The organism is Paenibacillus sp. UASWS1643, from assembly GCF_008693195.1.
Lineage (GTDB): Bacteria > Bacillota > Bacilli > Paenibacillales > Paenibacillaceae > Paenibacillus > Paenibacillus amylolyticus_B.
In genome coordinates this window covers 378,749-390,866 of the sequence record NZ_VXKZ01000115.1, presented here as the reverse complement: position 1 = coordinate 390,866, position 12,118 = coordinate 378,749, and the positions used below count along the sequence as shown (strand labels likewise).

The following is a 12,118-nucleotide window of genomic DNA, read 5'->3' as shown; positions in this document are numbered from 1 at the left end:
TTGTATTCTACGCATGCAATTTAAAATTCAGGCTTAATCTAAGATTTACTAAAGGATAAAGCATCAAACTTATTCTTATTTCGGTATTTTTTCGGTGTCAGACCGGTATAGCGCTTGAAAATTTTGATGAAGTGGTTCTGATCATAGAAGTTGAGTTTCGTGGCGATGGCAGTTTTGGGTTCAGAGGTCAGCTCCAGAAGTTTCTTCGCTTCATCTACCTTTTCTTGTTGAATGAATTGGGTGATGGTCACACCCGTTTCTTTCTTGAACAATTGGGACAAATAGTTTTCATGCAAACCTACAAGATCCGATAGAACGGCTAGGGGTATACTTTCATATAAGTGATTGAAAATAAACTCCTGGCAAGTCGCAATAGATCTGGAAAGGTGTTTGTGTTTACTTTCGTATACCCGATCTACAAAGTCTATTAATGCAGCGCCGATGGCAGAGACCACTTTATTATATTCATGCAGATCCTCAATACGCTCGATATGAAGATCACTAACGGTATAAGCAACTTCTGGATAAAGTCCCCCTTCAATTGCGTCAATTATTAATGAAGAATCCTCATATATATTGATTTTCCTTAGGGAATTTTCGGCATAAAAATATTCCTTTTTGAAAAGAGATTTTTTCCAAAAAACATACGCGTATGCATATGGACAAATCTCGGGGAATTTAGTTATTCAATTCAGCGTAAATTTTTTTAACGCCTGGCTGAAGATAGCAGGGAAGAGAAGTAAGGAAATTAGCACGCCTTCTTGGAAAGAAGTAATTGCAATGAGAGATCTTTCTTTTCCAATAGTAGCTTTGAAATACAATTTTGTTGCTGAGAAAAGTTCATCTAGTTCAATCGAATATCACTATTCTGAAGATGAAGAAGTGTCAGCTGATAAATACGTTTGCCCATATCAACATGAAACTGTCAAACGTAATATTTTTACTATGGCGTCTTATACACCTCAATCAGTTGCGATTCAGGTCAGAAGGAACACTCCCGATATTTTTGAAAAGAAAGCATTACAGAAATCAGTTGAAGCATATGTTAAGAGATTAAACTTTTAGAACCTGGCTAAAATGGACTTAAATGCAGTAAAAGAAAGTCAAGAAACGATCGCGAATCGTATGGAAGGAAAAATACTGAGAGAAAATGATTTTGAAGCTTTTAGAGTGTTTGTAGCATACGATTATGGCGAATTAAACAAAACAAACAAACGTATCATGCATTTCCATCAGTTTAATCGTGAACGAGATACGGCAATAATTTCATTAATCTTAGGATCAGGGCTTAGATTATCAGAAGTTTGCGGAATCAATCTTGAGGATTTAGATCTGACGAAATCATCAGTAAGAGTAGTCCGAAAAGGGGGGAAAGAGCAATATGTTTACTTTAGCAGCCAAGCATCCCTAGATATTGAGAATTACCTGCAGATAAGGGAAACAAGATATACCCCAGAAAAAAATGAAAGATTTTTGTTTATTGCAGCACCTGTAGGACGCAAAGGTAAAAATAGACGTTTAACACAACGTTCTATAGAAAAACTTGTTGAGAAATATGCAACAGCCTTTGGTAAGCCGGCTTTGACGGTTCATTCTTTGAGGCATTCATTTGCCACACGTTATCATATTGAGAATAATGATGTCCCAAAATTAAAGAATCAATTAGGACATTCTTCAATACAAACTACAATGATTTATACTCACTTAACAGATGATCAAATGAGAAGCGCTGTAAACAACATGGATAAATAATCCGGAGGGAGTGACATAAAGTTGCCTACCAGGCTGGAGAATGACACATAAAGTTGCCTACCAGACTGGAGAATTGTCGAGGGACAAGAACATGTTCCCATTGAAGTCGCAATTTTAGCGGCTTTTTTATTTTATCGGTACAAGTTCTTGTCCCAAGCCAAGGACAAGAACTTGTACCGATTGCCGGAATGGACAAGAACATAGTCCGATTGCCGATTAGATGTATATCTAAATATTAAGCAGATACACTTAAAACCTCATTAAGTACCATAATACATGAAAATATCCCCATGTTATGGAACAACAAGAAAGGAGATGCGAGATCTTGGAGATGCTTAAGTTGCTTCGCCAATCCTTTGATTATGTGGAACAACATCTGCACTTGCCGATTGAGATTGAGGACAGTGCTAGGTCAGTAATGAGTTCAAAATATCATTTTCAGCGCATGTTTCATGTAGTAACCGGTGTGACCGTAACTCAGTACGTGAGGAATAGGCATCTTACGCTTGCAGCGCAGGAGTTAGCGGGAACGGATTTACAATGAATAAAATGGGGTAAATCATCTGTTTTGGTATTAATTACGTTTTAATTGTAATTAGTTGATATGTTAAATTCTTCATCACGTCTTTTTAAAAGATTCTGGATAAAAAGAGTGAATACATATTCTATCTCAACACTTTACATGGCGTTAATTTTTTTCTAGGAGGATTTTTGTTGAAGAAGAAGGAGTTTCTTGAACTGGAACGAAAGTTCAAAGTAATGGCGAAATTACCATGAATGCAAATGAGGAGTATGTAGATGCTCTCCCTGATGATTTCAAAAGCGATCTAAACCAACAATTGAATAGAGAGACAATTGACAATCAGAGAACATTTCTGAGAACAATGCTCACTAATAATAATGATATTAACCTTCAGCTCACAATGACACCAGAAGGCGAATTCTTCTCTGTCAAAGGATCTGGCAGTATCACTTTATTAGGAGAAACAAGTCAGTTAACTTTAAATGAGTCTATGTTCAGATGCATTTTTTCCCCAAACTGAAATTTCAGTACTTTCTTCTGCTGGACCACTTGTTGTATAAACAAATTGAAATCCATCAAAATTGGCAAAATAATTTCTCGTCTCTACTTCATTGGGAGTCAATGATACTACTTCTAGTACATACAATGTTCTAGTCCCGTTTAAGAAATATCCCTGTACTAAAACACTGGAAGAATTGGCTGAATCTCGATTAACAAAATTAACCGTCACTTGTTGGGTAGGTCTGACTCCACCTACCGGACGATTTTCAATCGGTCCGGTTGATAAAATTGCCATACATTCATCCCTCTCTTTCTTAAAATGTTAGACTTGTCAAACGAAGATCTTTATTACATTGTAAATAAATTAGTGAAAGTATCCTCTATCTTTGAAAAAGAGGATCTATGTTATTATATGTAGTATTTGATGTACGCATCCTTTACTTTTCCCGCGCCCCTGATTCAACTGCATCCAGTTCCCAAACGTTTCACGAGAACGAACCTCCTGTGGGCGATCTGAAATTGATCTGCCAATGGTGAATTTACAGCGAGTTCTACGGGTTTCTAATGCTTCCTTTTGTGCCAAAGAACCTGTAACGTGCCTTGAGAGAGTCGACCTGCGTAAATTCCAGCGATAGATCGTTTTAAAGGATACAACGCTGGCTGGCCTTCGGTACGGAAGCGTTGAGTGATCTGTTCCGGAGACCACGTCACCTCCAGTTTTTCTTCCAACGAAGCAGCTAAGTTTTTGATCATTTACCTGATGAGACAGAGGCTTTACCACGCTTCTCATAAGCGTTCTGAGCATGTTCTGCCTGTTAGGGATGCGATGCAGTAGCACGATCTAGTTCACGGCAAATCGGGGACGAGTGCCTTCCCAGTTCTTTTGCAAAGGCTCTTGAACTTTTACTTTGTCTGTGGAGGATCTCTAGCTTGCTGCGTTCGATTACGCTATGATGTAAACAACTGATGGACTGATTCTCCTTGTGTGAATGCTGGTGTGGTAACTTTCATTCTACACGAATCAGTCCATGAGCATTTTATGGTTACAATAGTTGTCGCACTTCATATTACAATCCGTTATAAGATAAATTTAGTAGCTTACTCACATCAGGCCAAGCCCTCTATTTAACACTCTAATCATAAAATAAAAGATTCTTATAAAAAAAACCAAATCCGTCGCTGGTTGAACCCGCGACGGAATTTAAAAAAAGCTTAGCTTACTATATCTATGAATTTTTTCTTGTTTTTCTTTTAAATCTGCTCACGGCATTCAACACATCTTTATAAGGTAGTAACTTGAAAGTTACTAAAAGTGATATGTATAAAACACACACAAATGCCATTATAAAGACAACTTCTAGTAGATTGTTGATCTTTTCATACGAAAAAAGATTTAAACTCTTTACTACAAATTTGTTTAAACCTAGAGACAATAATACAACAATAGAAGTTGACAGAATTAGATTGAACCATTTTAAGCCTAGTATATTTAATGTAACAACCTTATTGATTATTGAAAGATTAAACAAAAACATAAGAAGAAAACATATAATTGTTGATACGTTAATACCATAGATACCAAAGTAATCGGATAAAATATAGTTTAATACAACCTTACTCGATACACCTATTAAAAAACTAATAATTAGATATTTTGATTTTTCAATTCCAATTAGAATACCGCCGCTAGTTTGCATTAAGATTTGAAAGAGAGAGCTTATCGTTATCATTATTACCATATTAGAAGAGTATGTCTTACCGAATTCAGTTCCCCCGTAATTAAATAAAAAACCAACAAGAGGGGAACTAGCAAAACATATACCTAAAACAACCGGCAATCCAGCTAGAAGTCCCAAACGCAATGACTTGGATGCTTCTGTTTTTAATTCATTTATATTCTTTTTAATATAAAGTGCAGATAGTACTGGAACAATAGATTGACTAAATGCTACAGAAATAATAATTGGTATTCCGGCTAATGATTGCGCTTGGCCACCTAATATACCTATTAACTCCTTAGCTTCATTTAATGTAAACTTATCTTTTAATAAAGGTATAATCGAAGAAGTATCAATATTATAAATTAGTGTAACTGTCATAGAGAAGATTACATTTGGTAAGGAAATTTTTATTAGCCAAATTGCTGTACTTAATGAGCTTTTAAAAAAATTCAACAATCCACCAAACGAATACACAATTTTTTTCTTGGTTTTAAGGTGTTTATTCCTCTTGAAACAATAAATTAGAGTTAAGAGTGCTGCCAATCCACCTGCTACCCCGCCAAATGATGCACCTGCACTTGCCCATATCAAACCATAACCAATTAATAAGTATGCTAAAAGTATTGAAATAATCAGTCTTACAACTTGTTCAACTATTTGGCTGATACCATTGGGCATAGCATTTTGATTCCCCAATGAGTAGCCTCTCATGACAGCTACTGCTGGAAAAAATAATAAAGCAGGTGCAATAGCTCTTATAGAAAAAACTGCATCTAAATCTCCAGATATCCGTGCATAGATTGGTGCAATAAAATATAAGAGACAACACATAAATAGACCACTTATCACTGAGAAAAACAGGGCCCTGTGATAAATGGTATGAGCTTCTTCTTCTGAATTATCAGCTATTTTGCTAGAAATTACTTTACTTAGGATCGTAGGTATTCCAGCGGTAGCTATCACGAGAAGAGTAGAATAAAGATTAAAAGCGATAGCATAACTACTCATCCCAGTATTTCCTAACAGATAAACAAGTGGAATACGTTGAAAAACACCTAAAAATCTTGCTACTGCAGCTGCAATAATTAATATTACAGAGTTTCTTAATAAAGAACTTCTGGACATCCTGAACCCTCTTCCAATCATTGTAAAATTTATTACTATAAGTTTAACATAATTTTACTGAGTATTTGAGTATTAAATAAATGTTTCATGGTTCTTGAACATGCTAGATCAGCCACCAATAGTGTCCTCTGGAGGCAGTGACCCAACCACACACAACACAACTACTACTATTACACACCCACTCTACCAAATCTATTATTGCGAAATTTATGTAAATCATAATATACTAATTTCAGAGGAATAGAATACATTGTTTTTTATGAATAACACTTACACTACCGTAGAAACGGCGTGCTGAAGACAAATTACGATTTGTCTTCATGCACGCTATTTTTTATTTTTTTTAGAAAGGAGGAACAGACTTGAGTCAGACGGGCTTAGATCCAAATGTTTCTCTGCAGAAAGTGTTCTCATTTGTGAATAGTGAAGAACTCGCTACGCAGATTAGCAATCTTTCGACGAATGGACAAGATATGTTAAGCAGACTACTAATTCAAGAAATTCTGAGTGCATCAAAATACTTTATTCCACTTATTCACCTTGCAGAAGTTGAAGGCAAAGAATTGATCGTCAATTTCTTGCCTGACCAAGTACAAGGAGGGTAATGTCGTGAAGGCCATCGCGAAATATCTTCCTATTGTAATTAAGCTGTACATACCTACCGTTTTTTTCATCTCCCTCATAGGGCTGATGGCATTGTTTATGAGTTTGTACCGCTTAGGATTCGGTATGCCTTTGTTGTTTTGGTTATTAGGACTAACTGGACATATCATTTTCTTTCGTAACACGAACAAAATAAGCTATCTATCTTTATACGGGTGTATCTTTGCTTTTGATTGGATGCTCGGCAGTATAGTTACTCGTTTAATTGATAGGATCTCACCTGGTTCTACATCCATATTACCATCCATTTTTAGTTTAATTTGCTTAGTTGGTATGCTCTTTCTTTCTTTCTTATATCTATGTCAAAGCAGTAAAGAGTCTGAAGCCTCCTATAAATCGAACGTACTTTTGGGAAGATTTTAATTTTGATCTGAATATGAAATTAGAAAAGGCCGAGATCCGCTGGAACGATATAAAGGAGAAGCTATATGAACTTAAGGTCAAACTACTAACTAAGAAAGTGGATTTGAAAAACCTTGTGAATAGAGGAGGAACCCATTCACTCCCTGTTCAACCCGTTCCTGTATCAATTCAAGAACCCGAAGAGATTAACCCCTTTGATATGAAAGAAGAAGACGATACTGAGAGGACAGACGAAGAACAACCCACGTTTACTATCATTGATTTTGAGAAGGAGAACGCCTCTGAAAATACCCAACAAACATTAGAGACTCCGAAATCAGAACCTACGAAAAAAGAGAAAATCCCCTTTTTGGAAAGTGAATTACCTGCTTACAATGCTCCGCTGCCTGAGCCACCTCCAGTACGATCTAGTAGAAGTGGGCCGGCACCGAGAGGGCATTTCAACAACAGGAGCAGACCCAGGCAAGGAGTATGCGCCTATCGTTTTACGCAAAAGTCCTGAGTTTGAAACTGCCTATGACCGTGAATTGTCTCATTTCATCCAATGTATCCAGTCAGGATCTCAGCCCGAGGTCACACTCCAGGATGCTTGTATAGCGTCCAAGATCGCACGGGCTGCACTCGAATCTGCTCATAGCGGGCTGCCTGTAAACATGTTGGGTTTTGAGGAAAAGGGGGGTTAATCGAATGAAACGACTGCGTATTGGCATGATTAGCTTCGCTCACTCTCATGCCTTCAGCTACTATCAGGAGCTTGCGGCGATTGAAAATGCGGAGGTTGTTGCCATCGCTGATGAGAACAGGGAGCGGGTCCAGAGCCTTATTGAACATGGGCATCTCTCCTATTACGAGGATTATCGCAACATGCTAAAGCTTCCTGAGATTGATGCCGTGATAGTATGTTCAGAGAACGTAAATCATGCGAGCATGGTCATGGAAAGTGCTCGTGCGGGCAAGCATGTTCTATGTGAAAAACCACTAGGTGTAGGCATGGATGAAATGAAGATTATGATCGAGCTCTGTTCCAAATATGGGGTACAACTGATGACTGCATTCCCGTGTCGGTATTTGCCTGCTGTAATGGAGACGAAAAGGGCGCTTGAACGAGGAGATATCGGCCAAGTAGTTGCGGTTAAGGGATATATCGCGGAACAGCACCAATGGGTTGGTATGTGGAACCCGCTCAATCCGGCGGTGGAGCAATCTTGGATCATACGGTTCATGTCGCTGATCTGCTTCGGTGGTTGTTTAACAGTGAACCGATAGCGGTATATGCGGAAAAAGGGGACTTGTTTCACGATCTCAAAGTGGAAGATTCGGGCATGGTGCATATCGAATTCGATCAGGGAATGATTGCTTTTATTGATACAAGCTGGTCGAGAAACCGGAGCTATCCGTTCTGGGGAGATGTGAAGCTAGATATCATTGGTACGGAAGGCGTCATACATATGGATGCTTTTGCACAGACGAATGAGGTGTACAGCGATTTGGAGGTTAAATCAAAATGGAGCTACTGGGGAGAGCGTATGAATTATTACATGCTTCAGGATTTTGTGGACGCACTTGTAGCTAAAAGAGATGTTCCCGTGTCCGGAGAAGATGGTTTGCGCGCTACTTCCATTGCCTTAGCCGCGTACGAATCGATCCAGAGAAAAGGCAAAGTGGCGATGAAGAAGGAAAGAGAACATGGAGCGTTGCACGGACAATCAATATACTGATAACTCCCTAAATGTTAGACCCACAATGGATAACCTTTTTGGATCTTTGGAGAGTGAGAGCACTAATTGTACTCCTTATCTGGATTAACTCGAATTCAGCTTGGTTATAAAATGAAGGGAACATTTTGTCCAGATGGCTATAAACCAGTCTATATTGATATGTAGTCAAAATTATCCTATTCTTGAGACATGAATGAGATTAAGAAAAGCGCCAATGCTTGCAACAATGATAGCGATGCTTAAAGAAGAGATTAATATCCCTTTTCAATACTAATTGCTAGACAAGAAGCAGGCAATTCAGAGAGATCTGGATTACCTGTTTCTTGCATTAATTAGGCCCCTCAGGAAGTTAACGAAGATGACAGATTTATCTCTAGCTAGCAACCAAATTAATGATCTTTCACCGCTAGCGGGACTAGTCAATCTGAGTACGTTGTCTATAAGTTCCAACAAGATCACTGATCTAAAGCCGCTAGCAGCAGGATTGTTTAAGCTTAGGAGACTCGAAGCTGCGAATAATAACATCAAAGATCTTGCTCCCTTGTCTAAATCAGCTGTCCTGGTTACTCTGAATGTATCATCTAACATCGAAAATAAAGTTGTAAGCTAACAGTCAGCATTGTTCAGCGGATCTACTCGCACTGGAGGCGATTCAAGTGATCAATAAGTCCAATGAATTACCGTTTATGTTTTTGGCGATTATATTTTGTTACGATAGGCCTAACCAAATTTTGGGTGTCCTTATAAGGGGGATTAGTCTATGTTCAAAGCAATAATTGATGTCAAAGGTACCATGATAACTTTTTGTTCGCAAACACCCATGTGTTACCAATCCAAGATTCGGATATTCCGGAGATTAAGCTTGTTTTGGATATGACGGTGGTGAAAGGAGAGTTCAATGACGTTTCTAAGAGATGGTGATAAAAAATAAATATCCTATTCATTATTATAAAAATCTTTAAAAATACATATTTTCTTATTACGAAAGTGAATAAAATTAAACCGTATTATAAATCTTGTTGATCTAGCTGACTTACAAGCTGCTTTACCCACGTTAAATAAATGTGTTAGGAAGAAGAGGAGGAGAAGAGAGAATGGGAAAACTAGCTGGAAAAGTTGCCATTATTACAGGGGCAGGCGGGGGGTTAGGTAAGCATATTGCAGTTCGCTTCGCGGAGGAAGGGGCCTTACTCTCCTTATGCGATATCAATACAGAAAGGCTGAAAGAAACAACTGAATTATGTAAAAGCAAAGGCGCCTCCGTATTTGCAAACGCCTTTGATGCTTCCGATCTTGACCAGTCAAACGAATTTGTTTCTGCTACGGTAGAACATTATCAGACGGTAGATATTTTGGTTAATTTGGCTATCGCTATTAAAACGCCTCATTCATTCCTGGACCACACGAGAGAAACACTTGATATAAGTTACCAGACGGGGCTCGTATCAACATGGAACTTTATGAAGCTGTGTTACCCTTATCTTAAAGAAAAAGGCGGTAAAGTGATTAATTTTGGATCGGGAAGCGGTGATCAAGGCCAGGAAGGATATGCAGCTTATGCAGCTATTAAGGAAGCAATCCGTGGTCTCTCCAGGGTAGCTGCCCGTGAATGGGGTCCTGATAATATCAATGTAAATGTGATAAATCCAGGAGCAATCACAGATGGTATACAAGCGTACCTCGATCTTTTACCTGAAGAGGAACGTGATCCAACCAAGTTAGGCTTCGAGCAAACCTCTCTACGGAGATTTGGAGCACCGTATGAGGATATTGCACCAGTAGCACTGTTTCTAGCAAGTGAAGATTCCAGGCACATAACCGGGCAAACACTAAATGTGGATGGCGGCGTCAACATTCATGCATAGATACTTGAATAGAGTGAAATTCATTGAAAAGAACCGCTAATTCCTGATGGATTAGCGGCTTTTTAGATAAATGCAAGATGAAGTAAAAAATGAGAACTAATTAATGAATGCTGGATTTTTCCGATATTGACTTGGTGATAATCCAGTATATTTTTTAAATATGTTTGAAAAGTAACTTTGATCATTGAAGTGGAGAAGCATACAAATGTTCGCTACAGAATGGTCAGATTGGATAAGCAATTTTTGAGCTTCTTTTATTTTTTCGTCTTGAATGTATTTTCCAAGCGGTTTGTTGGTTTCTTTTTTAAAAAGCTGTGACAAATATACGGCATTCAAATGAACCATGTCAGCCAGATCCTTGATAGAAATTTGCTCAAAAATATGATTGAATATATAGTTTTTACAAACTTGTACAGCTTTAGAGTAACTATTTTCTCTGCTTTCTTTCACACGGTCAACTAATGAAAACAAGAAGTCATCCCCAATCAAGTAGATTTTTTGTAGTTCGGAAGTTTCTTCTACTTTTTGAATGGTGACATCACTCATCGTATACGCAATTTCAGGATAAAGTCCACCGTCCATTGCTGCTCTTGTTGCAAGTGCAATAGAGATGATGGTTTGATTTTTAATGTTACGAAGGTGGCTTTTTTTCGATAGCAGACCTGCACCTTCAATTTTGACCGTATCTAAATGTTCCAACAGCTTTTCCTTATCTCCTTCTTTTACACATTGCCAGATTTTCTGTTCGACCCGATAATCCATATGAAAAGAAGCATCAAGACGGCGGTGGCGTACCAATTGTTCAATATGGCTTGATTCAATTTCTTCAGAATTTTTTAGTTGAGATGTGACTAACTCTTCTTCAAGTGGTTCTTGATATATTAAATAATAAGTAAGGAAGCAAAGAGACAAAATTTTCTTTTGATTTAACCACTCTAATTGACTGTAATAAAAAAACAACTCTTCCTGATAAGCAGAAGATATTTGATAGTCATGAATAATACCATATATCATGTTCTCGGTAACCTCGTAGGAAGAAAAAGGTCCAATTATCATAGTTGTGGTTGAAGATACATGAAATACAATGAACGTCTCCAGATAGTTTGTTGTTTTGATCAAGGGAACATTTTGCTGATCTTCAGGTTGAATGAGCCGGTTTATAGATTCTTCTATTGAGTGAAAAAGAGGATGTTTCAGATGAGTTCCACTGCTAAAAATGTGGCCGTTTTCATTATCAAAACCAATAATTGGAATATTATATGCATCACAGATCATTTTAGAGATGAATTTTAAGTTTTGTTTCATTATCGATACTCCTTATTTTTTATAAAAAAGTGCTTTGGACGATATTTTATAAAGATACATAAATATACATATTATTTAATAAGTAAAAAAATTAACGTTTTATCGAGAGATTGAAAAGCGTGGGTTAATTAGAGAAGCTTGACTCAGTGGCACCCACCATTCAGAGAGCTCGGGTGCTATTTTTAATAATTCGTAAATTACTCGAAATAATTAAGCTAACGAGAGGACCAAATGAGAGAATCTCATGAACAGTCCCGTTTTTTAAGTAGGGGAATTGCTGACGAAGAAGACAAAATCACTTCCAGACGTGTACCTGTCATTGTCTTGGAGATAATAGTACCGTCATTACTGTCGTATGGCAAACGATGTCGGTCCTTTCAGACTGTTAACAGAAAAAGAATTAATAATCCTTCAAGCGGATGCCGTGGGATGCGCAGCAAAGAAATTGCCTTTGACATGGGTGTCACGGAACGGACAATAAAGGCACATCTAACCCAAATCTATAACAAGCTAGGTGTGGATTCTCGCTCTGAGGCTGAGGCTATTGCTGTTTCATTGGAAAAAGGAATTCTTCATCTGTAA

Annotated in this window: 12 protein-coding genes and 4 pseudogenes; 11 read left to right on the top strand and 5 right to left on the bottom strand. The window is 37.8% G+C overall.

All coding sequences use genetic code 11. The features are described from left to right. Positions 1-38: 38 nt before the first annotated feature. Positions 39-455 carry a helix-turn-helix domain-containing protein gene (locus FE296_RS33025; protein ID WP_190945569.1) on the bottom strand — a complete coding sequence of 139 codons (417 nt, stop codon included), beginning with the start codon at positions 453-455 and terminating at the stop codon, positions 39-41. A 163-nt stretch (positions 456-618) separates the two neighbouring features. Between FE296_RS33025 and FE296_RS34125 the strand changes: the two genes are divergently transcribed. The 3 genes and pseudogenes from FE296_RS34125 to FE296_RS26360 form a co-directional block, all read left to right on the top strand. Then, a complete protein-coding gene (locus FE296_RS34125) occupies positions 619-1,065 on the top strand; it encodes a hypothetical protein (protein WP_411860604.1) in 447 nt (148 codons plus the stop codon). A 3-nt stretch (positions 1,066-1,068) separates the two neighbouring features. After that, positions 1,069-1,752: pseudogene (locus FE296_RS26365) on the top strand (tyrosine-type recombinase/integrase); the annotation flags it as partial. 325 nt (positions 1,753-2,077) lie between these two features. Next, positions 2,078-2,278: pseudogene (locus tag FE296_RS26360) on the top strand (AraC family transcriptional regulator); the annotation flags it as partial. A gap of 475 nt (positions 2,279-2,753) precedes the next feature. Here the strand turns inward: FE296_RS26360 and FE296_RS26355 are convergent. The 3 genes and pseudogenes from FE296_RS26355 to FE296_RS26345 all read right to left on the bottom strand — a co-directional run bounded on the left by FE296_RS26355 (position 2,754) and on the right by FE296_RS26345 (position 5,622). Next, complete coding sequence (locus FE296_RS26355; RefSeq protein ID WP_150366913.1) at positions 2,754-3,071, bottom strand: hypothetical protein; 318 nt, start codon at positions 3,069-3,071, stop codon at positions 2,754-2,756. 120 nt (positions 3,072-3,191) lie between these two features. After that, positions 3,192-3,744, bottom strand: a pseudogene (locus tag FE296_RS34220) (IS30 family transposase); the annotation flags it as partial. 258 nt (positions 3,745-4,002) lie between these two features. Beyond that, entirely contained in the window at positions 4,003-5,622 is a 1,620-nt protein-coding gene (locus FE296_RS26345; RefSeq protein ID WP_190945565.1) for a putative polysaccharide biosynthesis protein, read from the bottom strand. A 362-nt stretch (positions 5,623-5,984) separates the two neighbouring features. On the opposite strand from FE296_RS26345, the gene FE296_RS26340 reads away from it, so the two are divergent. The 7 genes from FE296_RS26340 to FE296_RS26320 all read left to right on the top strand — a co-directional run bounded on the left by FE296_RS26340 (position 5,985) and on the right by FE296_RS26320 (position 10,231). Further along, entirely contained in the window at positions 5,985-6,227 is a 243-nt protein-coding gene (locus FE296_RS26340; protein WP_150366909.1) for a hypothetical protein, read from the top strand. Between the two features lie 434 nt (positions 6,228-6,661). Then, positions 6,662-7,150 (top strand): hypothetical protein, encoded by a 489-nt coding sequence (locus tag FE296_RS26335; RefSeq protein ID WP_150366907.1) that lies wholly within the window; start codon positions 6,662-6,664, stop codon positions 7,148-7,150. Beyond that, positions 7,065-7,331: a Gfo/Idh/MocA family oxidoreductase gene (locus FE296_RS34115; protein WP_411860603.1), complete on the top strand. Its 267-nt coding sequence runs from the start codon at positions 7,065-7,067 to the stop codon at positions 7,329-7,331. The genes FE296_RS26335 and FE296_RS34115 overlap by 86 nt, the downstream gene beginning before the upstream one ends. A 4-nt stretch (positions 7,332-7,335) precedes the next feature. Continuing rightward, positions 7,336-7,914, top strand: coding sequence for a Gfo/Idh/MocA family protein (locus tag FE296_RS33980; protein WP_317889432.1), 579 nt, complete (start codon positions 7,336-7,338; stop codon positions 7,912-7,914). Then, positions 7,809-8,366 carry a Gfo/Idh/MocA family protein gene (locus FE296_RS33975; RefSeq protein ID WP_317889431.1) on the top strand — a complete coding sequence of 186 codons (558 nt, stop codon included), beginning with the start codon at positions 7,809-7,811 and terminating at the stop codon, positions 8,364-8,366. The genes FE296_RS33980 and FE296_RS33975 overlap by 106 nt, the downstream gene beginning before the upstream one ends. 358 nt (positions 8,367-8,724) lie before the next feature. Beyond that, entirely contained in the window at positions 8,725-8,976 is a 252-nt protein-coding gene (locus FE296_RS34110) for a leucine-rich repeat domain-containing protein (protein ID WP_150366906.1), read from the top strand. A 484-nt stretch (positions 8,977-9,460) separates the two neighbouring features. Then, a complete protein-coding gene (locus tag FE296_RS26320) occupies positions 9,461-10,231 on the top strand; it encodes an SDR family NAD(P)-dependent oxidoreductase (protein WP_150366904.1) in 771 nt (256 codons plus the stop codon). A gap of 96 nt (positions 10,232-10,327) precedes the next feature. On the opposite strand, the gene FE296_RS26315 is transcribed toward FE296_RS26320, so the two are convergent. Beyond that, positions 10,328-11,536 (bottom strand): helix-turn-helix domain-containing protein, encoded by a 1,209-nt coding sequence (locus FE296_RS26315; protein WP_150366902.1) that lies wholly within the window; start codon positions 11,534-11,536, stop codon positions 10,328-10,330. 385 nt (positions 11,537-11,921) lie between these two features. On the opposite strand from FE296_RS26315, the pseudogene FE296_RS26310 reads away from it, so the two are divergent. Then, positions 11,922-12,118, top strand: a pseudogene (locus FE296_RS26310) (helix-turn-helix domain-containing protein); the annotation flags it as partial.

What these genes read in the sequence shown, in the direction of transcription:
- FE296_RS26355 (WP_150366913.1), bottom strand. Translation starts at nt 3,071, where the DNA reads ATGGCAATTTTATCAACCGGACCGATTGAAAATCGTCCGGTAGGTGGA.
- FE296_RS26345 (WP_190945565.1), bottom strand. Translation starts at nt 5,622, where the DNA reads ATGTCCAGAAGTTCTTTATTAAGAAACTCTGTAATATTAATTATTGCA.
- FE296_RS26335 (WP_150366907.1), top strand. Translation starts at nt 6,662, where the DNA reads ATGAAATTAGAAAAGGCCGAGATCCGCTGGAACGATATAAAGGAGAAG.
- FE296_RS33980 (WP_317889432.1), top strand. Translation starts at nt 7,336, where the DNA reads ATGAAACGACTGCGTATTGGCATGATTAGCTTCGCTCACTCTCATGCC.
- FE296_RS33975 (WP_317889431.1), top strand. Translation starts at nt 7,809, where the DNA reads ATGGGTTGGTATGTGGAACCCGCTCAATCCGGCGGTGGAGCAATCTTG.
- FE296_RS34110 (WP_150366906.1), top strand. Translation starts at nt 8,725, where the DNA reads ATGACAGATTTATCTCTAGCTAGCAACCAAATTAATGATCTTTCACCG.
- FE296_RS26320 (WP_150366904.1), top strand. Translation starts at nt 9,461, where the DNA reads ATGGGAAAACTAGCTGGAAAAGTTGCCATTATTACAGGGGCAGGCGGG.
- FE296_RS26315 (WP_150366902.1), bottom strand. Translation starts at nt 11,536, where the DNA reads ATGAAACAAAACTTAAAATTCATCTCTAAAATGATCTGTGATGCATAT.